The sequence below is a fragment of the Aromatoleum aromaticum EbN1 genome (genome assembly GCF_000025965.1).
Taxonomy (GTDB): domain Bacteria; phylum Pseudomonadota; class Gammaproteobacteria; order Burkholderiales; family Rhodocyclaceae; genus Aromatoleum; species Aromatoleum aromaticum.
This window is the reverse complement of the sequence record NC_006513.1, coordinates 2,429,313-2,450,472: the sequence shown is the minus strand read 5'-3', so window position 1 is coordinate 2,450,472 and position 21,160 is coordinate 2,429,313. Positions and strand designations below refer to the sequence as shown.

Here is a 21,160-nt window from a genome sequence, read left to right as displayed (position 1 = left end):
CGGCAGGCGATGAATTCAGCGCTGCCACACCAGCAGCAGTCCGGCTTCGCCTGGACCGCAGCGAAATTCGGCCGCCACCCCGATCTCGCCGATCCACGCCGCCTCGCCGTCGACGCGCAGCACCGGCAGCCGCGGGCGCAGCCACGCCGGAATGCCGGCTTCCTGGCACAGGTTCTTGAAACTGCGCAGCGGGCGCCCGCTGTCCTGCCGCAACATCAGCCCCGGCCAGCGCGGCACCAGCGCGACGTCCATGGCACGCTGCAGCGCCCCTCGGCCGATGCCCGCGCCGGTCACCGGCTCGAAGCGCACGACGCCGGCACCCCAGCACAGCGCCGGCTCCTGCCGCCAGGGCAGGGGCTGCTCGGGAGCGCCGTCGCGCTGCGGCTCCAGCCACAGCCGATCCCGGTAAGTGCAGCACGCGGCTGTACCGAGCGGCAGGTACAGCGGGGCGTGCGTCGCGCGCAGTTGCCGGACGGCCTCGACGAGCCGTGCGCGCGCCGGCGCCTCGCACCCCATCTGCCGGATCCGCCAGCGCAAGAGGTTGCGCACCCGCTCGTCGGACAGCATCAGCAGCCGGTCCCGCAGCCATGGCGAGCCGCCGCAGGCGGCGTAGTCGAGCGCCGCGAGATCGCCGAGCAGTCCGTCCGCCTCGCGAAAATGGCCGCTCGCCCGCGCGAGCGCCGGGACCGCGCCGGGAAAAGCTTCGCCGAACAGCGGAAATACGTGGTGACGCAGGAAATTGCGGGCATGGCGCGGATCGGCGTTGCTCTCGTCCTCGATCCATTCGAGTGACGCTGCCTGCGCGAACGCGCGGATGTCGGCGCGGCGCACGCCGAGCAGCGGCCGCAGCCGTCCCGGGAATCCCGGCTCGATCGCTGCCATCGCCGCTGCGCCGCGCACGCCCGCGCCGCGCAGCAGCCGGAACAGCAGCGTTTCGGCCTGGTCGTCCTGGTGGTGGCCGAACACGAGCCAGTCGCACGTGACACGCGAGAGCGCGGCATGGCGGACTTCGCGCGCGGCCGCCTCGAGCCCTGCCGGATGGTCGCGCGCAACCTGCTCGCGAAACGGGTGGAAAGCCACGTCGAGCGCCGCACACTGTCGTGCGCAGAAGTCGAGCCACGCGTCGGCGTTCGGACTCAGGGCGTGATGGACGTGGGCCGCGCAGAGGTCGAAGCCGAAGCGCGGCCGCAGGCGGGCGAGCAGATGCAGCAGCGTCGTCGAGTCTGCCCCGCCGCTGAACGCGACGCACAGGCGCTGTCGGGGCGCCACCGCTGCCGCCACGAGCACGCCGGCGACAGCATCGACAAGCGGCGGAAGGGGGTCAGGCGACCTTCTGTTCCTTGAACCGGCCATAGCTCATCAGGCGCTCGAGCCGCTTCTCGACCAGTTCGGCCGGGGAAAGATCCGCCACCTGGCGCAATGCGTCCTGCAGCGCACGCTTGAGAGTCTGCGCCATCGCGCGATGATCCCGATGCGCGCCGCCCGCCGGTTCGTTGACGACCCGGTCGATGAGGCCGAGCGACTTCAGCCGCGCTGCGGTGATGCCCATCGTCTCGGCCGCCTCGGACGCCTTCTCGGCGCTCTTCCACAGGATCGACGCGCAGCCTTCCGGCGAGATCACCGAGTATGTCGCGTACTGCAGCATCATCACCTGGTCACCGACCGCGATCGCCAGCGCGCCGCCGGAACCGCCTTCGCCGATGATCGTCGTGATGATCGGCACCTTGAGTTCGGCCATCACGTAAAGATTGCGGCCGATCGCCTCGGACTGGCCGCGCTCCTCGGCGTCGATCCCGGGATACGCGCCGGGGGTGTCGACGAAAGTGAACACCGGCAGGCCGAACTTCTCCGCCAGCCGCATCAGCCGCAGCGCCTTGCGATAGCCTTCCGGCCGCGGCATGCCGAAGTTGCGCAGGATCTTTTCCTTCGTATCGCGGCCTTTCTGGTGGCCGATGACGACGCAGCTCTGGCCGTTGAAGCGGGCGAGGCCGCCGACGATCGCCTTGTCGTCGGCGTACGTGCGGTCGCCGTGCAGCTCGACGAAGTCGGTAAAGATATGGCGCGCGTAGTCCAGGGTGTAGGGCCGCTGGGGATGACGCGAGACCTGCGCGATCTGCCACGGGGTGAGTTTCGCGTACAGGTTCTTGGACAGCGTCTGGCTCTTCGCTTCGAGGCGCGCGATCTCCTCCGAAATATCCACTGCCGAATCGTCCTGGACGAATCTCAGCTTCTCGATCTTTGCTTCCAGATCGGCAACAGGTTGTTCGAAATCCAGAAAGGTGGTCTTCATCCGACCGTTCCAAGCGAAAAAAAGTGCGACATTGTAACGCTTGTCGCTGCAAAGCCGCGGACCTGCCGCACGCTCCATCCCCCCCTGCTGCGACCGCCCAGGACGTGACAGCCCCGGACCGCTGAGGCATGATGCATGCAGGCATACAACGCAAAGGAGCAGCGGGGACGACACAATCTCCGCGCCATGAGTAGTCGAAACACCCCGATGACGGCCTTTTCGGCCACACCGAAAGCCGCCCTGCGCGGCAAGCGCCACAGCAGCGAAAGCTCCCGGCGATGTTGCCCGGAGAACGTTTTCTCCCGCCATCGCCCGAACACGCTCGCTCGCTCCCGATCGATCCCGCCCTCGCCCTCGTCCGCCCCTGCCCCGGTCGCCCGGATCGCGGCATCTTCGGTGTCGCAGCCCCTCCGCTTCGCCCTTTCGCTTGCCGCCGCCCTACCGGCGGCGCCGCGTCGTGCCTGCAGCACCCGGGCTGTGGCCCGGTCCTGGCACGCTTTTCCCGGATAGCCCGAAAATGGAAATTTTCATTCTCGTCGCCCTGATTCTGCTGAACGGGGCCTTCGCGATGTCCGAGATCGCCCTCGTCACTGCCCGCCGCAGCCGGCTTGCGCGTCTCGCCGAAGATGGCGACGCGTCCGCCCACGTCGCGATCGAGCTCGGCGAGGAGCCGACCCGCTTCCTGTCCACGATCCAGATCGGCATCACGTCGATCGGCATCCTCAACGGCATCGTCGGCGAAGCCGCGCTCGCGGCCCCACTTGCCAGCTGGCTGCAGACGCTCGGCCTCGACCAGCATCCGAGCGAAGTCGGTGCGACAGTGCTGGTCGTCGTCGTGATCACCTATGTCTCGATCGTTGTCGGCGAGCTGGTGCCGAAACGGATCGGCCAGATCAACCCGGAAGGCATCGCGATCCTCGTGGCCCGCCCGATGAAGGCGCTCGCGATCGGATCACGCCCGTTCGTGCGCCTGCTGATGTGGTCGACCGCGCTGCTGCTGCGTCTGCTGGGCAAGCGCGACGAAGGCGCCCCGAGCATCACCGAAGAAGAAATCCACGCGCTGCTCGAAGAGGGATCGGAAGCCGGCATCATCGAAAAGAACGAGCACACGATGGTGCGCAACGTGTTCCGCCTCGACGACCGCCAGATCGGTTCGTTGATGGTCCCGCGCGCCGACATCGTATGGCTGGACGTCACGCGCCCGCTCGACGAGAACCTCGCGCGCATGGCCGAGTCCGATCATTCGCGCTTCCCGGTGTGTCGCGGCGGGCTCGACGACATCCTCGGCATCATTTCGTCGAAACAGCTTTTCAACCAGACGCTCAAAGGCGGCAAGACCGATCTCACGCAGCAGCTGCAGCCGCCGGTCTACGTGCCCGAGTCGCTGACGGGCATGGAACTGCTCGACCAGTTCCGCGCGTCGAGCACGCAGATGGTCTTCGTCATCGACGAATACGGCGAAATCCAGGGCATGGTGACACTGCAGGACGTGCTCGAGGCCGTCACCGGCGAATTCCACCCGCACAGCCTGGAAGAAGCCTGGGCGGTGCAGCGCGAAGACGGCTCCTGGCTGCTCGACGGCATGATCCCGATCCCGGAACTGAAAGACCGTCTCGAACTCAAGACGGTACCGGAGGAAGAAAGGGGACGCTACCACACGCTGAGCGGCATGGTGATGTGGCTGCTCGGCCGCTTGCCGCATACCGGGGATGTTTCCCAGTGGGGAGAGTGGCGGCTGGAAGTCGTCGATCTCGACGGCAAGCGCATCGACAAGGTGCTTGCAACCCGCATCCCGGACCCATCGGCTGCCGTGACGCCGGATTCCCCGGCTCCAACTCCGCCCGCAGACTGAAGCCGGCAGAGCCGTGGAGCGGGCATTTATCGCATCACCGACTGGCACCACCGACCGCATGCCCATGGCTACCGAAACCTGCCGCTGGCACACCCTGACCGCCGCAGCCGCCGCCGAGGCGCTCGAACTCGACGCCGTCAACGGCCTGAGCACCGAACAGGTCACCGAGCGGCTGGCGCGCTTCGGTCCGAACAGGCTGGCCGAAGCGGCACCGCGGCCGGTGTGGCTCAAGTTCGTCGATCAGTTCAGGAACCTCCTCGTGATCGTCCTGATATTCGCCGCCGTCCTCGCCTGGGCGATCGGCGAATTCAAGGATGCAATGGTGATCCTCGTCGTCGTGCTGCTGAACGCTTCGCTCGGCTTCTACCAGGAGCACCGTGCCGAACGCACGCTCGCCGCCCTGAAGGACATGCTCGCGGCGCAGGCCCGCGTGCGGCGCGACGGCAATCTCGTCGAAGTCGACGCCAGCGAGCTGGTGCCCGGCGACATCGTGCTGCTCGAAGCGGGCGACCGCATCCCCGCCGACGGCCGGCTCCTCGCCGCGCACAACCTCGAAGTCGAGGAAGCGGCACTCACGGGCGAATCCCACGCTGTCGGCAAATCGGCGGCGGCGCTGGAGACGGCGGAGCTGCCGCTCGGCGAGCGCGCGAACCTGCTTTACATGAACACCGTCGTGACGCGCGGACGCGCCGAGCTGATCGTCGTCGCCACCGGCATGGCGACAGAAATGGGTCAGCTCGCCGGCATGATCGCCGGCACTGCCGAGACCGAGACCCCGCTGCAGCGCCAGCTCGACAGCCTCGGCAAGAAACTCGCGGCGATCGCCGGCGTCGTCGTGACGGCGATCTTCGCGCTCGATTCCGCGCGCGGCCTGCCTTGGACGGAGGCGGCGATGAGCGCAGTGGCACTGGCCGTTGCGGCGATCCCCGAAGGCCTGCCGGCGGTGGTCACGGTAACGCTTGCGATCGGCATGTGGCGGATGGCACAGAAACGCGCAATCCTGAAGAAACTCTCGGCAGTCGAGACGCTCGGCTGCACGACCGTGATCTGTTCGGACAAGACCGGCACGCTGACGCTGAACCAGATGACCGCACGCGCGTGCTGGATCGCGTGCGAGCGGTTCGCGGTCAGTGGCGAGGGCTACCGCGCCGAAGGCGGCATCACCGGCAGCGCAGACGGCGATGCGGCCCTGCGCTTGCGGCCGCTGCTGCTGCCCGTCGCGCTGTGCTCCGACTCGTGTGTGAATGACGGTGAACTCGTCGGCGATCCGACCGAAGGCGCGCTGTGGGTGCTCGCGCAAAAAGGTGGCTGCGAGCCGCGTGCCGAACAGGAACGGCGCGCCCGCATCGCCGAAATCCCGTTCGATTCGGCGTACAAGTTCATGGCGACATTCCACGACGCCGGCGAGCACGTCGACATGTTCATCAAGGGCGCACCGGACGTGCTGTTCACTCGCTCCGCGAGCTGGCTCGTCGCGGACGGCGAGGAGCCTCTCGACGAGCGCGCGCGCGACTGCATCCTCACCGAGAACAACCATCTCGCCGGACAGGCGCTGCGGGTCCTCGCGGTCGCGCGGCGCCGCATCCCGAAACACCAGTTCGATCCGGAAGGCGACCTGTGGGCGTGGGCCGACGGCTGGACTTTCGTCGGCCTCGCCGGCCTGATGGATCCCCCCCGTCCCGAAGCGGCGGCGGCGATCGAGCACTGCAACCGCGCCGGCATCCAGGTCAAGATGATCACCGGCGACCACAAGGTCACGGCGGCGGCGATCGCCGGCGAGCTTGGATTGCGCGGCGACGCGGTCAGCGGTGCCGAGCTCGACGCGATGACAGACGTCGAGCTCGCCGCGCGCATCAACCGCATCACCGTCTTCGCGCGCGTGTCGCCAGCGCACAAGGTCAGGATCGTCAAGGCGCTGAAAGGGGCCGGCCATGTCGTCGCGATGACCGGCGACGGCGTCAACGACGCGCCCGCGTTGAAAGCAGCCGACATCGGCATCGCGATGGGCATCACCGGGACCGCGGTGACGCGCGAAGCGGCGACGATGGTGCTGACCGACGACAATTTCGCGACGATCGTGCGCGCAGTCGAGGAAGGACGCGTGATCTTCGACAACATCGTCAAGTTCGTGCGCTTCCAGCTGTCGACGAACATCGGCGCGATCCTGACCGTGCTGGCAGCGACGCTGCTCGGGATGCCGGCGCCGTTCACCGCGATCCAGCTGCTGTGGATCAACATCATCATGGACGGCCCGCCGGCGATGACGCTCGGCATCGAGCCGGCCCGCCCCGGCATCATGCGGGCCGCGCCGCGCGCCCAGGATGCGCATATCCTGACGCTGCCCCGCCTCGCGCGGCTGTCGCTGTACGGCGCGACGATGATGGTGGGCACGCTGTGGCTGTTCCGGTCCGCGCTGGCCGAGCACGGCGAGGCGCGCGCGCTGACGCTGGCATTCACGACTTTCGTGCTGTTCCAGTTCTTCAACGTGTTCAACGCCCGCAACGAGCACGGCAGCGCATTCAACTCGCAGTTCCTCACCAATTTCCGGCTGTGGATCGCGCTCGGCGGGGTGCTCGCGCTGCAGGGAGTAGTGGTCCACTGGCCGCCGGCGCAGGCCATTTTCGGCACGACCGCGCTGGAGAGCGGAGACTGGCTGCTCTCCGCTGCGGTCGCCTCGAGCGTCCTGCTGCTCGACGAAGCGCGCAAGCTGCTGCAGCGGCTGCTGTTTCCCGCGCGTCGCAAGCGGCGATAGACGATTGCGGCGCCGCGCAGCAGCCAGGAGCGGTCGCGCAAAAAAACGGGGCGGTCCGCCTGCGCGAACCGCCCCGCATGGCCGCCGCAGCGGCAACGTTCAGTCGTTGTTCATCACGCCGAGGATGTGCAGCAGGCTCGTGAAGAGGTTGTAGATCGACACGTACAAAGTCACCGTCGCCATCACGTAGTTCGTCTCACCGCCGTGGATGATGTTGCTGGTCTCGTAGAGGATGAGACCGGACATCAGCAGTACGAACATTGCCGACACCGCGAGCGACAAGCCGGGCATCTCGAAGAAGATGGCGCCCAGGCCGGCGAGGAAGGCGACGAGGATGCCGACCACCAGGAAGCCGCCCATGAACGAGAAGTCCTTGCGGCTGGTCAGCGCGTACGCCGACAGGCCAAGGAAAATCGCCGCGGTACCGCCCATCGCCTGCATCACCACCTGCCCGCCGTTGGGCATCGCGAGGTAGTGGGACACGATCGGGCCGAGCGTGTAGCCCATGAAGCCGGTGAGCGCGAACACGAACAGGATGCCCAGCCCGCTGTCGCGGAACTTCGTCGTCAGGAACAGCAGGCCGAAATACCCCACCAGCGTGAGGATGATGCCCGGGTGCGGCAGGCCGAGCGCGAGCGACGCGCCGGCGGTGAGCGCCGAGAATGCCAGCGTCAACGACAGCAGCATGTAGGTGTTGCGGATGACCCTGTTCGTCGAGAGGACCGAGGCCTCCGACCTCGTCATCGTACCGATTCGGTTTTCCATTGAATGTCTACCTCCTTGAATCGAAGTTGTTTTGAGCCCGCCGCCCGGGTCAGGTTCCGGCCATGACGGGATCGGGGCCGGCTGCTGCCTCCCGGCTGAACTGCCGCAAACGGGCGAGGCGGCGCACCAGCACCTGGGAAACCCGTTCCGCGGCCAGATCGACGAGCGGGCGCGCATCCGTCCCGGTCACCGAAAAGATCACATCCGGGCAATTGCGCAGCCGCAGTTGTACCACACAACGTTTGTCGGCCCCGCCGCGCGGTCCGTTCACGTCCGCGACCTTGATGCGCGCCCACTGAATCTGGTCGCGAAAGCGGCCGATCGCGAAACGCATTCGCCGCGCGACATAGTCCCGCAGACCCGACGGTGCTTCCAGACCGCTACATTGCAGATCGATGCGCATGCTTCTTCTCCCTTGTGGTTGATACCGGCATCTGTTCGTTGATACTAAGCTTCAGACTGTTCGATAAAATACGAGTTCAACGGAATTTTTATCATGTTTTACCGAAGAGTCGAGAGGGCGCGATGCTCAATTTCAAGCAGCTCCACCACTTCTGGAACGTTGCGCGCGCAGGTGGCATCGTGCGCGCAAGCGAGCGCTCGGGCCTCGCTCCGCAAACGCTGAGCGGCCAGATCGCAATCCTCGAGGCGAGCCTCGGCGTCTCGCTGTTCCGCCGTCGCGGACGCGGGCTCGCCCTGACCGAAACCGGCCAGATGGTGCTCGATTACGCCGAGGAGATTTTCCGCGTTGGCAGCGAACTCGAGGAGGCGCTGCACAACCGTGCCGCCGGTCGCGCGATTCCGTTCCGCGTCGGAATCGCCGATGTCGTGCCGAAAGCGATCGCGTGGCTGCTGCTCGCGCCGTCGATGAAGCTTGCCGAACCGGTGCGCATCGTCTGCCGCGAGGACAAGATGGTCCGGCTGCTCGGCGACCTGGCGATCCACAAGCTCGACGTCGTGCTCGCCGACAGCCCGATGCCGGCCCACACGGACGTGCGCGGCTACAACCACAAGCTGGGGGAATCGTCGATCAGCTTTTTCGCCGCCCCGTCGCTCGCCGAAAGCCTGACGGGCAGTTTCCCGGCGAACCTCGTCCGCCAGCCGATGCTGATTCCGGGCGCCGATGCCGCGGTGCGGCGGCCGCTGATGCAGTGGTTCGAAGAACAGCACATCGCGCCGCACATCGTCGGCGAATTCGACGACGCTGCGCTGATGAAAGCGTTCGGTGAAGCAGGCGTCGGCGTGTTCCCCGCTGCGACGCTGATCGCTGAACAGGTATGCCACCAGCACGGCGTGCGCTGCCTCGGCGAAGCGTCTGCAGTGAGCGAAGCCTATTACGCGATCTCGGTCGAGCGCCGCATCTCCCACCCGGCGACGCTGGCGATCAGCCGTTCGGGACTGGAGGGCGCGAAGCGGGATTGACGGCAATGGGAGCCGTAGGGGAGCGCGCGGCCGCCGGCCTATCGTCGTATCGCTGAATGTTAGAATGCCCGTCCCCGTGTCGAAACTGTGTCATCAGAACCAGTTCAGACATCCAACCGTCCATCCTCGGTCTCTCTTCGCCGTTCGCTGGCTCGTCTTCATGATCCGGTGTTGATGGCGCACTGACACCAGCGTAACCACTTGACCGGAAAGAGTTCTAAATGAGCCTCAAATGTGGAATCGTCGGCCTGCCGAACGTCGGCAAGTCGACCCTCTTCAACGCCCTGACGAAATCCGGCATCGCTGCCGAAAATTACCCGTTCTGCACGATCGAGCCGAACGTCGGAATCGTCGAAGTGCCTGACCCGCGGCTCGACGCGCTTTCCACGATCGTCAAGCCGCAGAAAGTTCAGCCGGCAATCGTCGAATTCGTCGACATAGCCGGCCTCGTGGCCGGCGCGTCGAAAGGCGAAGGCCTCGGCAACCAGTTCCTCGCGAACATCCGCGAGACCGACGCGATCGTGCATGTCGTGCGCTGCTTTGCCGACGAGAACGTCGTGCACGTGTCGGGCAGCGTCGATCCGATCCGCGACATCGAAGTCATCGACACCGAACTCGCGCTCGCCGACATGGCGACCGTCGACAAGGCGCTCGCCCGCTACAAGCGTCCCGCCGCCGCGGGCGACAAGGATGCGAAAGTCCTCGTCGCAGTGCTCGAAAAATGCATTGCGCAGCTCGACCAGGCGAAGCCGGTGCGCGCGCTCGACCTGGCGAAGGAAGAATGGGCGAGCCTGAAGCCGTTCTGCCTGATCACCGCAAAACCGGTGCTGTACGTCGCGAACGTCAAGGAAGGCGGCTTCGAAAACAACCCGCATCTGGACGCCGTCGTCGCTCACGCGGCTGCCGAGAAAGCCGAGGTCGTCGCGATCTGCGCTGCGATCGAAGCCGAGATCGCCGAACTCGACGACGCCGACAAGAGCGAATTTCTCGCCGACCTAGGCCTCGAGGAACCGGGCCTGAACCGGCTGATCCGCGCCGGCTACAAGCTCCTCGGCCTGCAGACCTACTTCACCGCCGGCGTCAAGGAAGTGCGCGCCTGGACGATCCACGTCGGCGATACCGCGCCGCAGGCGGCCGGCGTGATCCACACTGACTTCGAGCGCGGCTTCATCCGCGCGCAGACGATCGCGTTCGACGATTTCATCGCGTACAAGGGCGAACAGGGCGCGAAGGAAGCCGGCAAGATGCGCGCCGAAGGCAAGGACTACGTCGTCAAGGACGGCGACGTGTTGAACTTCCTGTTCAACGTCTGACCCCGGACTGCGGAATCAGGCATCCGGCATCCGGCAGCACCAACCCCGCAAGCTTCTGTGGTTACGGGGTTTGTCGTACGGCAACTTGCGATAAAGGCCGACGATCCTGCGTGCTGCCGCGGCTTGCGTCCTGCTTCGTGTCACTCGGCAGGAAGGCCGGGACCGGCTGGCTTCGGTCCCTGATCGCCAAGGTCGATGCCGACAATGTGTGCCTGGCCGATCAACTGCGCGACGTACTGCTGGTACGTCAATTGTTCCAGACGACCGGTCAGATAATCGCGAATCCTGGCCTGCACCGCTTCGAACGGCAGTGCTTCGCCAAGCGCGAGATGGTCGATCATGACGATATGGTGGCCGAAGCGGGTCTCGACGAGCTGGGGCAATAGCCCCGCCTTGCCGAAATTGACGAGAGCCACCCAGAATTCGGGGACGACCGCGCCCTCCGAGATCTGGCCCAGCGCTCCGCCGATCTTCGCGCTCGTGCAACATGATTCCTCCGCTGCAACCCGTTCGAACGCTTCCGGATTGTTCCTGAGGTGGAACAGCGCGCGCTCTGCCTTTTGCGCGGTTGCCCTGTCACTCCCGTCGCGTGTCGTGTCGAACAGGATGTGGCGGACTTCGAAAAGCGCACCGCTGCGGAATCTTTGCCGGTTGGCGTCGAAATAGCGACGGATTTCCTCGTCGGCGACCGGCTCGAGCTTGACTTCGCGCTCCAGCAGTTTTTCGACTGCCGCCTCCTCGTTGTCGGCCTCGATTCCGAGGTTTGCGGCGCGCTGGCGCAGCAGCGTGCGCACTACCAGCGAGCGCGCGGCCGCTTGCCGGGGATCGGGCGCGTCCGGGAACTGGGCCATGACCGCGGTGATCGTCTCTTCGCTGATTCGCTCGCCATTGACGGTGATCGCCTCGGGGCTGTTTCTGTAAAAGGTGACAATGTTGTCCATGGTGTTAGCGGCCAGGGGGTTGAGGATGTCCGATGCCGTAGAGGCATGCGGGCAGGACAGGAGTTTAAGCGTTGAAAATCAGTGTTGAAAATCCTGCGCAAGCTGCCGGAGTCAGGTTCAGCGCGAGCAGGCAATGCAGCGCGATGAGCTCGGTGAGAGCGTACATCAGCAGCGCGTTCCAGGTCAGCCCGATGCGCGTGGCGGCGAAGAAACGCGCCACGACAGGAGCATCGGGACGCGGATAGAGCAGATCGGGGCGAGGCACGGCTTCACATTCGAAAAAATCTTCGGGCGCGGAGACAACCGGGAGTAAGCACAGCCGTACCTTCACACGTTGACGGGACGTCCGCGATAAAGTCACACCATGCCCCATCTTCCCGAAACCCGGCCGATCATTGCCTGCGTCGCCGACTTCGGCATCGCGCCGGGAGTCGGCGACGCGATCGCGGAGCTGATCGCCGCAGGCCGCCTGACGGCGCTGCGGGAGGTCGAATTCGCCTGTCTCGCGTCCCCGCAGTTGCCGCACGATCTCGCCCCCGTCGGCCGGCACCCGAGGCGCTTTGCCGACTTCGCCGCACCTCCCGCCACGAGGATGGCGCTGCCGGCCAAGGCATGATCGACGACGCCGCGCCCCCGTACGTCGGCCGCTTCGCGCCGTCCCCGAGCGGGCCGTTGCATTTCGGCTCGCTGGTCGCGGCCGTCGGCAGTTTTCTCGACGCCCGCGCGCATCACGGCCAATGGCGGCTCCGCATCGAGGATGTCGACACGCCGCGCACCGTGCCCGGCGCTGCGCAGGACATCCTCGCGACGCTCGAGCGTTTCGGCTTCGAATGGGACGGCAAACCCGTGTGGCAGAGCGCGCGGCTCGACGCCTACCGCGACGCTTTCGAGCGCCTCAGAGCCGCGGGCCAGGTCTTCCCGTGCGCCTGCACGCGCCGCGAGATGGCCGATTCGGCGCTCGCGCGCGACGGCTCGCGGCTCTACCCGGGCACGTGCCGCAACGGCCTGCCGCCCGGGCGCAGCGCGCATGCGTGGCGCGTGCGGGCGCACGGAAGGATCGCGTTCGCGGACCGCATCCAGGGGCCGCAGGAGGAAGATCTCGCGACCGAAGTCGGCGACTACGTGGTGCTGCGCGGCGATGGCCAGTTCGCGTACCAGCTCGCGGTGGTGGTCGATGATGCGGCGGCGGGCGTGACCGACATCGTGCGCGGCGCCGATCTCCTCGGTTCGACCGGGCGCCAGATCCATCTGCAGCATCTGCTCGGCTACCCGACGCCGGCCTATGCCCACCTGCCGGTCGTCGTCAACACGGCGGGCGAAAAGCTGTCGAAGCAGACGCTGGCCGCACCGGTGGCGGCGCTACCGCCAGCCCGGGCGCTGTTCGCCGCGCTCACCTTTCTCGGCCAGAATCCGCCCCCCGCGCTCGGCCGTGCCTCGTTGCGCGAGACATGGAAATGGGCCGTGACGCACTGGTCCCTCGTCGACGTACCGCGGCAGCTGCAGGCGGAAGCGCCCGGCGCATTTTCCGCCCGCGCACGCGAAAACCCATCCTCCCTTTGAAAATCACCGCTACCGGACATCACCGGCCCCTTTGCGTCCGCGCGAAGCCTCACCACGGGATCGGCTGGCGGTCGCGGAAGAATCCGCCGGTAGGGCCGTCGTCGGGCAGCGTCGCCAGCCATACCACGCTGTCGATGCCCTCTTCGGGCGAGCGCGGCGCTTCGGGCCCGCCAAGATCGGTGCGGCACCAGCCTGGGCATACCGAATTCACCTTGATGCGGTACTCGGCCATTTCCGTCGCGAGGATGCGCGTCAAAGCATTCAGGGCGGTTTTCGAGATACGATACGCGGGCGCTCCGGCTTCCATTTCAGCGAGCTGCCCCATCCCCGACGCGAGATTGACGACGCGCCCCGCACGACTCGCGCGCATCAGCGGCAGCAGCGCCTGGGAGACGCGCAACGCGCCGAACAGGTTGGTTTCGAGCGTCGCGCGAAGCGTGTCGACCGGCAGCTCGAGAATGCTCGTCGAATAACGGTCGAGGAGCACGCCGGCGTTGTTGATCAGCACATCGACACGGCTGAAGCGTTCTGCGATCCAGTCGCGCAGCGCGTCCACGGACGCATCCTCGGTCACGTCGAGGCGGCAGGTTTCCAGCGAATGTCCGCTCAGCTCCAGCTTCGAGCACAACGGTGCAAGATCGGCCGGATTGCGCGCCGTGGCAATCACCAAGTGGTCCGGCATCATCGCCAAGCGGTAGGCGGCAGCGCGGCCGAGTCCGCGGCTCGCCCCGCTGATGACCGAGATGGTGCGGCTTTCCATGATCCGGCTCCTGCTTTGCCGACGTCGACCGTCATTCGCTCCCGGCCGGCACTCGGGCGCGGGGTGCGGCCATGTGTGAGGACATCCCTCAGGATCGCAGGCTCAGATTGAGCTGATCGACGATCTCGGCCCAGTCCGCGTCGTCACTGATCTCCTCGCGCAGGAAAGCTGCCTGGGCCGGCGTCCAGAACGACGCATCGGCAAGCGCGATGTTCTCGGGAAGCGGTGAATGGCTGGCGATGAATCGTTCGATCGACGCCTCATCCGAGGGCAAGCCGAGCTGGGCGAACAGGTTGCTCAGCGAGTGGGTCGAGAGTTCCATCGCAAACCTCCTTGTCGTCGGAAAAATCACTTCGCGCGATGATCGCGCCAAATGCGCTTCTCAGCTTTTTATAGAGTATCTGCTCCCGCGCGAGTTCAGGCCGGGCAGGCGCCAGATCTCAATGTTTGCCACCGTAGCCGGCCACCCCGATTGCCAGTCGCACCAGCTGGTACGAAATCCAGCTGGTGACGCGGCGCAGCGTCGGCAGCCGGCGCCAGTCCTCGCGGCGCAGTTCTCGCGCACCGCTCGCGATCGCCCTCTGGAGGCTCCCATTGAGCTCGGTCGCGAAACCGACGTCGTCGATGACGACGTTGGCTTCGCGCGCGAGCAGCAGGCTGAACGGGTCGATGTTGCTCGAACCGACCGTCGCCCAGCGCCGATCGACGACCGCGACTTTCGCGTGGAGATGGCTATGGTGATATTCGAACAGGTGGATGCTGCGCCCGAGAAAGAACGGATACAGCGCACGCGTCGCATGGCACAGCATCGGGTGGTCGGACACGCCCTGCAGCAGCAGCGACACGCGCACTCCGCGTTCGGCAGCATCGACCAGAGCCTGACGGAAACGCCGGCCGGGGAAAAAATACGCGCAGGCGATCAGCACCTCGGTGCGCGCGCTGCCGATCGCCTCGAGATAGGCGTCCTCGATGTCGCGCCGGCGCCGCAGGTTGTCGCGCGTGACGAATGCGGCGCGCACCGTCCCGGCAGGCGCGGTCTTCGCCAGAACGAGCAGCGGGTCGTGCAGCCGGCGACCGAGCCTCGCCCACGACACGAGCCGCCACAGGCGGTGCATCGACTCGAGCATCGGTCCGAGCAGTGGCCCTTCGACGCGCACCGCATAGTCGAAGCGCGGGCGTTCGAACAGGCCGCCCTGCAGGTCGTCGACGATGTTTATGCCGCCGACGAACGCGACCGCCCCGTCGATGACGGCCAGCTTGCGATGCATGCGACGCAGCCGGTGTCGGCGCAACGCCAGCATGCGCAGCTCGCGGCGGTAGATCATCACCCCGACACCGTCCGGGATCAGTTCGGGCATCAGCGTGCGGACGAATTGGCGCCCGCCGAACCCGTCGACCAGCAGCCGCACCGCCACGCCGCGCATAGCGGCGCGTCGAAGCGCAGTGGCGATCAGGCTGCCGGTCGCGTCGTTCTCGAAGATGTAGGTTTCGAGGAAGATTTCCTTCCGCGCGCCGTCGATCGCCTCTTGCAGTGCGGGGAAGAAGTCTCCGCCATTCTCCAGCAGCGTGATCGCGTTGCCGGGGAGAAACTCCGTCACCCGCCGAACTCCAGCTCCGCAGTGAGCGCCGCATGATCGGAAATTCGCGACCACGGCAGCCCGCAATGGACCTGCGCCTGGCGAACCCGGAAACCGCGCACGTAGATCCGGTCGAGGCACAGCACCGGAACGGTGCTCGGGAAACTGCGCGCCGGTTCTCCGCGGCCCCGGTCGAACGCTTCGCGCAGGCCCAGCCTGCGGCCGAGCAGTTGGGCAGCGCGGTTGCGCCAGTCATTGAAGTCGCCGGCGATGATCAGCGGTGCGCCGCCGGGAGCGACCTGTTCCATCCGCTCGGCGAGCGCCCCCATCTGGCGGCGCCGGCTGCCCGCCATCAGGCCCAGATGCGCACACACGCAATGCACCGGCTCGCCGATGCCGGGCACCTCGACTTCGCAATGGAGTATCCCGCGCCGCTCGAAGCGGTGGTCGGACACATCCTGGTTCATCGAGGAGACGATCGGGTAGCGGCTCAGGACCGCATTGCCATGATGCCCGTGGTCATAGACCGCATTGCCACCGTATGCGAACTGGCTCCACACGTCCTCGGCCAGGAATTCGTGCTGCGGCGAGCCCGGCCAGTTCGGATGGAGGTTCGCGTGCCCCAGGTGCAGACCCTGCACTTCTTGCAGGAACACCACATCCACGTCGAGGGTGCGCAGACGTTCGCGCAGTTCATGCACCACCATGCGGCGATTGAACTGCGAGAATCCCTTGTGGATGTTGTAGGTGCAGACGCGCAGGGCCGGCACCGTGCCCATCACGACACCGACAGCATGCGGTCCAGTGCGACCTTCGCGAGCTGCGCTTCGTGCGCCGGCACCCGGATGAGGTTGACGATATTTCCATCGGCGAGGTTTTCGAGCGTCCAGGCAAGATGCTGCGGGTCGATACGCTGCATCGTCGAGCACATGCACACCGTAGGGGCCATGAACTGGACGATCTTGCCTTCGGCTTTGACTTCCCCCGCAAGACGGTCGACCAGGTTCAGTTCGGTGCCGACGAGCCAGTGCGTGTTCGGCGCGCCGGCCTTGATCGTGTTGATGATGTATTCGGTCGAACCGACGTAATCGGAGTTGATGCAGACTTCGAGGTTGCTCTCGGGGTGCGAGATCACGAAGCCTTCCGGGTGCTGCATGCGCCAGCGCCGGATATGGCTTTCCTGAAACATCTGGTGCACCGAGCAGTGCCCTTTCCACAACAGGATCTTCGCGTTGCGGATCTGTTCCGGCGTCAGCCCGCCGTATTCGAGGTCCGGATCCCATACGACCATCTCGTCGAGCGGAATGCCTTTCTTGTAGCCGGTCCAGCGCCCCAGGTGCTGGTCGGGGAAGAACAGCACTTTCGGCCGCTGTGCAAACGCCCAGTCGAGGATCGTCGGTGCGTTCGTCGAGGTGCACACGATGCCGCCATGCTCGCCGCAGAAGGCTTTCAGGTCGGCCGCCGAATTGATGTAGGTGACCGGCGTGATGAGTTCGTCAGGCGCACCGAGCACTTCCGCAAGTTCCCGCCAGCAGCGCGTGACTTTCGCCAGGCTCGCCATGTCGGCCATCGAGCAGCCCGCGGCCAGGTCGGGCAGGATCGCCTTCTGGTGCGGCTGCGACATGATGTCGGCCACTTCGGCCATGAAATGCACGCCGCAGAACACGATGAATTCGGCATCGGTCTGCGAGGCGAGACGCGACAGCTTCAGCGAGTCGCCGGTCAGGTCCGCATGCTGGTAGACGTCGGCGCGCTGGTAATGATGGCACAACAGCACGGCCCGGTCGCCAAGCCGCGCCCGCGCGGCGCGGATGCGGGCTTGCGCCTCGTCGTCCCGGAGCGCGTTGAAACGATCGAAACTGATGGGGGCAACTTGCATCATTCGGTATCTCTTTCGTATCTCAATCGGTAGCAATGTAATTCAGACCATGGCAACTCGCAGGGGTTGCCATGGACACCGTCACGCTGCGAACCGGATCAACTCTGCCGCCACGGCAGGCCGGCATGGCGCCAGCCGCCGATGCGGTTGCGCCGGCCGTTCGCGTCGAGGTCCCCCTCGAAACCTTCGAGGACGTTGTAGCACTCCGGATAACCCGCCTCGCTCGCTGCACGCGCCGCCTTGTCGGAGCGGCCGCCGGAGCGGCACATGAACATCACCAGCGCCTCGGGATCGACTTCACGTTTCAGCTGCGCGAGGAAGTGGGGATTCGCCTGGTTCCCCGGATAGCTCAACCACTCGATCTCCACTGCATCGGGCACGCGGCCGACCCAGTCCCACTCGGCACGCGTACGGACATCGACGAGCCGCGCTCCCGGCGCGAGTTGCCAGACTTCGTACGCCTCGGCGGGCGTCAGCGCGCCCGCGTACGGCAAATTCAGCTCCTGCGCGCGGCGCCGCGCGAGCCCGAGCAGATCAGTCAGTTTTCCCATTGCCGTCATCCGGATAGACAAGTCGGAGAAGTATATCGCTCCGCTCGCAGAGCGCCCACCAGCGAGCGCGTTCCCGCTCCTCCTTCCTGCAACGGCCTGTACTGCACCATGATGGTGCGCACGCCTCGTACAGGATCCCGAAATGGTGCATTCAACCGCAAATTTGCTCGCTGGCGGCGAGGGTAGCTGCCGGATTCCGACTGGTACGGCAATCGTGATAACGCTCCCGCGCCGCCCTCTTGCCTTGTGGCACAATGCCGGACACGCCAAACGCCCATGGCACGGATGCTGCTTATTGCCGCGCAACGGAAGTTTCGCCGTTAATCGCTATCGCCCGATCTGACCAGGAGTGAATATGAACGCCCAAGAAGTCATGAAGATGATCCAGGAGAACGAAGTCCGCTTCGTCGACCTGCGCTTTACCGATACCCGCGGCAAGGAACATCACGTCGGCCTGCCTGTTTCGGCGTTCGAGGAAGACCATTTCGAGCACGGTCACCCGTTCGACGGCTCGTCGCTCGCCGGCTGGAAAGGCATTCAGGCTTCCGACATGATCCTGCTGCCGGAAGCAGGTTCGGCGTACATCGACCCGTTTTTCGACGAAACCACGGTCGTGCTGACTTGCGACGTCATCGAGCCGTCCGATGGCAAGGGCTACGACCGCGATCCGCGCTCGATCGCGAAGCGCGCCGAAGCCTATCTGAAGAGCACCGGCGTCGGCGACACCGCGTTCTTCGGCCCCGAACCCGAGTTCTTCATCTTCGATTCGGTCGAATGGTCGGTGGACATGTCGGGCGTCTACAGCAAGATCATCTCCGAAGAGGCTGCGTGGTCGACGGCAGACAAGTTCGAAGGCGGCAACACCGGTCACCGTCCGCGCATCAAGGGCGGCTATTTCCCGGTCCCGCCGGTCGACAGCCTCAACGACATCCGCGCCGCGATGGTGCTCGCACTCGAAGCGTGCGGCGTGCCGGTCGAAGTGCATCACCACGAAGTGGCGAACGCCGGCCAGTGCGAGATCGGCACCAAGTTCAGCACGCTGACGAAGCGCGCCGACTGGACGCAGGTGCTGAAGTACATCGTGCATAACGTCGCGCACCAGTACGGCAAGACTGCGACTTTCATGCCGAAGCCGATCGTCGGCGACAACGGCTCGGGCATGCACGTTCACCAGTCGATCTGGAAAGACGGCCAGAACCTCTTCGCCGGCAACGGCTACGCCGGCCTGTCGGAAATGGCGCTTTACTACATCGGCGGCATCATCAAGCACGCGCGCGCGCTGAACGCGATCACGAACCCCGGCACGAACTCGTACAAGCGCCTCGTGCCGCACTACGAAGCCCCGACCAAGCTCGCGTACTCGGCGCGCAACCGTTCGGCGTCGATCCGCATCCCGTACGTGGCGAACCCGAAGGGCCGCCGCATCGAGGCGCGCTTCCCGGATCCCCTGGCCAACCCGTACCTCGCGTTCTCGGCGCTGATGATGGCGGGTCTGGACGGCATCCAGAACAAGATCCACCCGGGCGATCCGGCCGACAAGAACCTGTACGACCTGCCGCCGGAAGAGGACGCGAAGATCCCGACCGTCTGCACGAGCCTCGACCAGGCGCTCGAGTATCTCGACAACGATCGCGAGTTCCTGACCCGCGGCGGTGTGTTCTCGAACGACTTCATCGACGCGTACCTCGCACTGAAAGGCGAGGAAGTCGACCGCATGCGCATCACGACCCACCCGGTCGAGTTCGACATGTACTACAGCCTCTGATCTGCGCATTACCCGGGTCACGGGAGGGACGGGCATTGCCCGTCCCTTTTTTATGAGGTCTAATCGCCGCCACCCGCCGGCGATCTTTCCGCACGGCCCATGCTTCCCCAATGGATTTCCTGCCAGCCCTCATGCTCGACATCCGCCTTTTCCCTGCCGTCCTCATTCTGGTCGCCACCGCGCCCGCGCATGCAAGCGTCTATAAATGCGTCGACAGCAGCGGCAGCGTCACCTACACCAACGACAGTACTTTCGCCCGCAGCTGCAAGGAACTGAGCGAAGACCAGCCCGTGTCGTCGATCCCTGCCCCGCCCCGCGCCCCCGCCTCGCAGCCGCGCGCGACACCGAGCGATTTCCCGCGCGTTACTCCCGAAGCGCAGCGCGCGCGCGACGGCACACGGCGCCAGGTGCTCGAGAAAGAGCTCCTCGTCGAGGAAACAGCGCTCGCCGAAGCCAAAAAAGCGCTCGTCGAGCAGGAGGCGATCCGGCTCGGCAACGAGCGCAACTACCAGAAGGTGCTCGACCGGCTGCAGCCCTACAAGGACAAGGTCGAACTGCACCAGCGCAATGTCGACGCACTGAAAAAGGAAATCGGCAACCTCAAGTAGCGAAGGGGCCTGGCGCGTTTTTTGCGAGACCTCTTCGGACTCCCCAGGACGCTTATGCCCGACCTACACCGCCCTTCGAACCCCGGCCCGTTCGCCGGTCTGGATCTGCTGTCTTCGGCGATCGTCCTCGTCGACGCCGAGCTCGTCATCCGCTACCTCAACGCAGGCGCCGAGAACCTTTTCGAAGTCAGCCAGCGTCGCCTGCTCGGACAGCCATTGTCGGCGCTGCTCGGCGAGCCGGCCGGGCTGAGGGCGGCGCTGCACAATGCGCTGCACAAGAACTGGAGCTACACGGGCCAGAACCTGAAGATCGCACGTTCCGACGCCGAGCCGCTTCACCTCGATTGCACCGTCAGCCCAGCCGAAGCCGTAGGCGTTCGCCTGCTGCTCGAATTCCGCCCGATCGACGCCCAGCTGCGTGTCGCACGCGAAGAGCAGCTCCTGCAGCAGCAACAGGCGAGCCGCGAGCTGATCCGCAACCTCGCGCACGAGATCAAGAACCCGCTCGGCGGCATCCGCGGCTCGGCGCAGCTGCTCGAACGCGAGCTGGGGGACCCGCAACTGCGCGAATACACTGAAGTCATCATCGCCGAAGCCGACCGGCTGCAGGACCTGATGAGCCGGCTGCTGACCTCGCACTGCATGATGCGTCCCGGGCAGCTCAACATCCACGACGTGCTCGAACGCGTGCGGCGCCTGATTCTTGCCGAGTTTCCCGAGCTCGCGGTGCGGCGCGACTACGACACCAGCTTGCCGGAGTTCACCGCCGACCGCGAACAACTGATCCAGGCGATTCTCAACATCGCGCGAAACGCCGCACAGGCGATGGGAGGCCGCGGGGAAATCCGCTTGCGCACGCGGGTCGCCCGGCAGGTCACGCTGGCGAAGCGGCGTTTCAAACTGGCACTGGAATTGCAAGTGATCGACAACGGCCCCGGCATTCCGGAAGAGATCCGCGACAAGATCTTCTATCCACTGGTCTCGGGGCGGGAAGGCGGGAGCGGACTGGGCCTGTCGCTGGCCCAGAGCTTCATTGAGCAGCATCAGGGAATGATCGAGGTCGACAGCCGTCGCGGGCGGACCTGCTTCACTATCCTGCTGCCGATTACCGACCGTGCGTGAGGA

Annotated in this window: 21 protein-coding genes; 9 read left to right on the top strand and 12 right to left on the bottom strand. The window is 65.7% G+C overall.

Going from position 1 to position 21,160, the window contains the following annotated elements; genetic code table 11:
- Positions 1–15 precede the first annotated feature (15 nt).
- Positions 16–1,287, bottom strand: coding sequence for a tRNA lysidine(34) synthetase TilS (gene tilS / locus EBN1_RS11690; RefSeq protein ID WP_011238162.1), 1,272 nt, complete (start codon positions 1,285–1,287; stop codon positions 16–18).
- A 34-nt stretch (positions 1,288–1,321) separates the two neighbouring features.
- Positions 1,322–2,290: an acetyl-CoA carboxylase carboxyltransferase subunit alpha gene (locus EBN1_RS11685; protein ID WP_011238161.1), complete on the bottom strand. Its 969-nt coding sequence runs from the start codon at positions 2,288–2,290 to the stop codon at positions 1,322–1,324.
- 517 nt (positions 2,291–2,807) lie between these two features.
- Here EBN1_RS11685 and EBN1_RS11680 point away from each other — a divergent pair.
- Both EBN1_RS11680 and EBN1_RS11675 read left to right on the top strand, forming a co-directional pair.
- A complete protein-coding gene (locus EBN1_RS11680; RefSeq protein ID WP_011238160.1) occupies positions 2,808–4,142 on the top strand; it encodes a hemolysin family protein in 1,335 nt (444 codons plus the stop codon).
- 64 nt (positions 4,143–4,206) lie between these two features.
- Positions 4,207–6,894 (top strand): cation-translocating P-type ATPase, encoded by a 2,688-nt coding sequence (locus EBN1_RS11675; protein ID WP_041646265.1) that lies wholly within the window; start codon positions 4,207–4,209, stop codon positions 6,892–6,894.
- 99 nt (positions 6,895–6,993) lie between these two features.
- Here EBN1_RS11675 and EBN1_RS11670 read toward each other — a convergent pair whose 3' ends face one another.
- Both EBN1_RS11670 and EBN1_RS11665 read right to left on the bottom strand, forming a co-directional pair.
- The gene (locus tag EBN1_RS11670; RefSeq protein WP_011238158.1) at positions 6,994–7,659 is read right to left on the bottom strand and encodes a Bax inhibitor-1/YccA family protein; all 666 of its coding nucleotides are present in this window, start codon (positions 7,657–7,659) and stop codon (positions 6,994–6,996) included.
- Positions 7,660–7,708: 49 nt separating this feature from the next.
- On the bottom strand, positions 7,709–8,062 hold the full coding sequence (locus tag EBN1_RS11665; RefSeq protein ID WP_011238157.1) for an HPF/RaiA family ribosome-associated protein: 354 nt from the start codon (positions 8,060–8,062) through the stop codon (positions 7,709–7,711).
- A 122-nt stretch (positions 8,063–8,184) separates the two neighbouring features.
- Here EBN1_RS11665 and nhaR point away from each other — a divergent pair, with 122 nt between their 5' ends.
- Both nhaR and ychF read left to right on the top strand, forming a co-directional pair.
- Positions 8,185–9,081, top strand: a complete 897-nt coding sequence (gene nhaR / locus EBN1_RS11660; protein WP_011238156.1) for a transcriptional activator NhaR — start codon at positions 8,185–8,187, stop codon at positions 9,079–9,081.
- Positions 9,082–9,302: 221 nt separating this feature from the next.
- On the top strand, positions 9,303–10,394 hold the full coding sequence (ychF, locus tag EBN1_RS11655) for a redox-regulated ATPase YchF (protein WP_011238155.1): 1,092 nt from the start codon (positions 9,303–9,305) through the stop codon (positions 10,392–10,394).
- Positions 10,395–10,534: 140 nt separating this feature from the next.
- Here ychF and EBN1_RS11650 read toward each other — a convergent pair whose 3' ends face one another.
- Positions 10,535–11,335: a peptidylprolyl isomerase gene (locus EBN1_RS11650; RefSeq protein ID WP_041646263.1), complete on the bottom strand. Its 801-nt coding sequence runs from the start codon at positions 11,333–11,335 to the stop codon at positions 10,535–10,537.
- A 64-nt stretch (positions 11,336–11,399) separates the two neighbouring features.
- The gene (locus EBN1_RS11645; RefSeq protein WP_041646261.1) at positions 11,400–11,666 is read right to left on the bottom strand and encodes a hypothetical protein; all 267 of its coding nucleotides are present in this window, start codon (positions 11,664–11,666) and stop codon (positions 11,400–11,402) included.
- 33 nt (positions 11,667–11,699) lie between these two features.
- On the opposite strand from EBN1_RS11645, the gene EBN1_RS11640 reads away from it, so the two are divergent.
- Positions 11,700–11,951 (top strand): hypothetical protein, encoded by a 252-nt coding sequence (locus EBN1_RS11640; RefSeq protein WP_041646259.1) that lies wholly within the window; start codon positions 11,700–11,702, stop codon positions 11,949–11,951.
- A complete protein-coding gene (gene gluQRS, locus EBN1_RS11635) occupies positions 11,948–12,895 on the top strand; it encodes a tRNA glutamyl-Q(34) synthetase GluQRS (RefSeq protein ID WP_011238152.1) in 948 nt (315 codons plus the stop codon). Before EBN1_RS11640 ends, gluQRS begins: the two co-directional genes overlap by 4 nt.
- 49 nt (positions 12,896–12,944) lie before the next feature.
- Here the strand turns inward: gluQRS and EBN1_RS11630 are convergent, their stop codons facing one another.
- The 6 genes from EBN1_RS11630 to EBN1_RS11605 all read right to left on the bottom strand — a co-directional run bounded on the left by EBN1_RS11630 (position 12,945) and on the right by EBN1_RS11605 (position 17,662).
- Positions 12,945–13,655, bottom strand: a complete 711-nt coding sequence (locus EBN1_RS11630) for an SDR family oxidoreductase (RefSeq protein ID WP_011238151.1) — start codon at positions 13,653–13,655, stop codon at positions 12,945–12,947.
- An 88-nt stretch (positions 13,656–13,743) separates the two neighbouring features.
- The gene (locus EBN1_RS11625) at positions 13,744–13,977 is read right to left on the bottom strand and encodes a DUF2789 domain-containing protein (RefSeq protein ID WP_011238150.1); all 234 of its coding nucleotides are present in this window, start codon (positions 13,975–13,977) and stop codon (positions 13,744–13,746) included.
- 118 nt (positions 13,978–14,095) lie between these two features.
- Positions 14,096–15,253, bottom strand: coding sequence for a cardiolipin synthase ClsB (clsB, locus tag EBN1_RS11620; protein WP_011238149.1), 1,158 nt, complete (start codon positions 15,251–15,253; stop codon positions 14,096–14,098).
- Entirely contained in the window at positions 15,250–16,011 is a 762-nt protein-coding gene (locus EBN1_RS11615; RefSeq protein WP_041646257.1) for an endonuclease/exonuclease/phosphatase family protein, read from the bottom strand. Before EBN1_RS11615 ends, clsB begins: the two co-directional genes overlap by 4 nt.
- Entirely contained in the window at positions 16,011–17,111 is a 1,101-nt protein-coding gene (gene nadA / locus EBN1_RS11610; protein ID WP_041647198.1) for a quinolinate synthase NadA, read from the bottom strand. Before nadA ends, EBN1_RS11615 begins: the two co-directional genes overlap by 1 nt.
- 98 nt (positions 17,112–17,209) lie before the next feature.
- Complete coding sequence (locus EBN1_RS11605; RefSeq protein WP_011238146.1) at positions 17,210–17,662, bottom strand: rhodanese-like domain-containing protein; 453 nt, start codon at positions 17,660–17,662, stop codon at positions 17,210–17,212.
- Positions 17,663–18,017: 355 nt separating this feature from the next.
- Here EBN1_RS11605 and glnA point away from each other — a divergent pair, with 355 nt between their 5' ends.
- The 3 genes from glnA to glnL all read left to right on the top strand — a co-directional run bounded on the left by glnA (position 18,018) and on the right by glnL (position 21,157).
- Positions 18,018–19,427 (top strand): type I glutamate--ammonia ligase, encoded by a 1,410-nt coding sequence (gene glnA, locus EBN1_RS11600; protein WP_011238145.1) that lies wholly within the window; start codon positions 18,018–18,020, stop codon positions 19,425–19,427.
- A 131-nt stretch (positions 19,428–19,558) separates the two neighbouring features.
- A complete protein-coding gene (locus tag EBN1_RS11595; protein WP_011238144.1) occupies positions 19,559–20,035 on the top strand; it encodes a DUF4124 domain-containing protein in 477 nt (158 codons plus the stop codon).
- A 54-nt stretch (positions 20,036–20,089) separates the two neighbouring features.
- Positions 20,090–21,157 carry a nitrogen regulation protein NR(II) gene (glnL, locus tag EBN1_RS11590; protein WP_011238143.1) on the top strand — a complete coding sequence of 356 codons (1,068 nt, stop codon included), beginning with the start codon at positions 20,090–20,092 and terminating at the stop codon, positions 21,155–21,157.
- Positions 21,158–21,160: the final 3 nt, after the last annotated feature.

What these genes read in the sequence shown, in the direction of transcription:
- gluQRS (WP_011238152.1), top strand. Translation starts at nt 11,948, where the DNA reads ATGATCGACGACGCCGCGCCCCCGTACGTCGGCCGCTTCGCGCCGTCC.
- EBN1_RS11675 (WP_041646265.1), top strand. Translation starts at nt 4,207, where the DNA reads ATGGCTACCGAAACCTGCCGCTGGCACACCCTGACCGCCGCAGCCGCC.
- EBN1_RS11595 (WP_011238144.1), top strand. Translation starts at nt 19,559, where the DNA reads ATGCTCGACATCCGCCTTTTCCCTGCCGTCCTCATTCTGGTCGCCACC.
- EBN1_RS11670 (WP_011238158.1), bottom strand. Translation starts at nt 7,659, where the DNA reads ATGGAAAACCGAATCGGTACGATGACGAGGTCGGAGGCCTCGGTCCTC.
- EBN1_RS11625 (WP_011238150.1), bottom strand. Translation starts at nt 13,977, where the DNA reads ATGGAACTCTCGACCCACTCGCTGAGCAACCTGTTCGCCCAGCTCGGC.
- glnA (WP_011238145.1), top strand. Translation starts at nt 18,018, where the DNA reads ATGAACGCCCAAGAAGTCATGAAGATGATCCAGGAGAACGAAGTCCGC.
- glnL (WP_011238143.1), top strand. Translation starts at nt 20,090, where the DNA reads ATGCCCGACCTACACCGCCCTTCGAACCCCGGCCCGTTCGCCGGTCTG.
- EBN1_RS11605 (WP_011238146.1), bottom strand. Translation starts at nt 17,662, where the DNA reads ATGGGAAAACTGACTGATCTGCTCGGGCTCGCGCGGCGCCGCGCGCAG.
- EBN1_RS11650 (WP_041646263.1), bottom strand. Translation starts at nt 11,335, where the DNA reads ATGGACAACATTGTCACCTTTTACAGAAACAGCCCCGAGGCGATCACC.
- nhaR (WP_011238156.1), top strand. Translation starts at nt 8,185, where the DNA reads ATGCTCAATTTCAAGCAGCTCCACCACTTCTGGAACGTTGCGCGCGCA.
- EBN1_RS11685 (WP_011238161.1), bottom strand. Translation starts at nt 2,290, where the DNA reads ATGAAGACCACCTTTCTGGATTTCGAACAACCTGTTGCCGATCTGGAA.
- EBN1_RS11615 (WP_041646257.1), bottom strand. Translation starts at nt 16,011, where the DNA reads ATGGGCACGGTGCCGGCCCTGCGCGTCTGCACCTACAACATCCACAAG.
- ychF (WP_011238155.1), top strand. Translation starts at nt 9,303, where the DNA reads ATGAGCCTCAAATGTGGAATCGTCGGCCTGCCGAACGTCGGCAAGTCG.
- EBN1_RS11640 (WP_041646259.1), top strand. Translation starts at nt 11,700, where the DNA reads ATGCCCCATCTTCCCGAAACCCGGCCGATCATTGCCTGCGTCGCCGAC.
- EBN1_RS11665 (WP_011238157.1), bottom strand. Translation starts at nt 8,062, where the DNA reads ATGCGCATCGATCTGCAATGTAGCGGTCTGGAAGCACCGTCGGGTCTG.
- nadA (WP_041647198.1), bottom strand. Translation starts at nt 17,111, where the DNA reads ATGCAAGTTGCCCCCATCAGTTTCGATCGTTTCAACGCGCTCCGGGAC.
- EBN1_RS11680 (WP_011238160.1), top strand. Translation starts at nt 2,808, where the DNA reads ATGGAAATTTTCATTCTCGTCGCCCTGATTCTGCTGAACGGGGCCTTC.
- EBN1_RS11630 (WP_011238151.1), bottom strand. Translation starts at nt 13,655, where the DNA reads ATGGAAAGCCGCACCATCTCGGTCATCAGCGGGGCGAGCCGCGGACTC.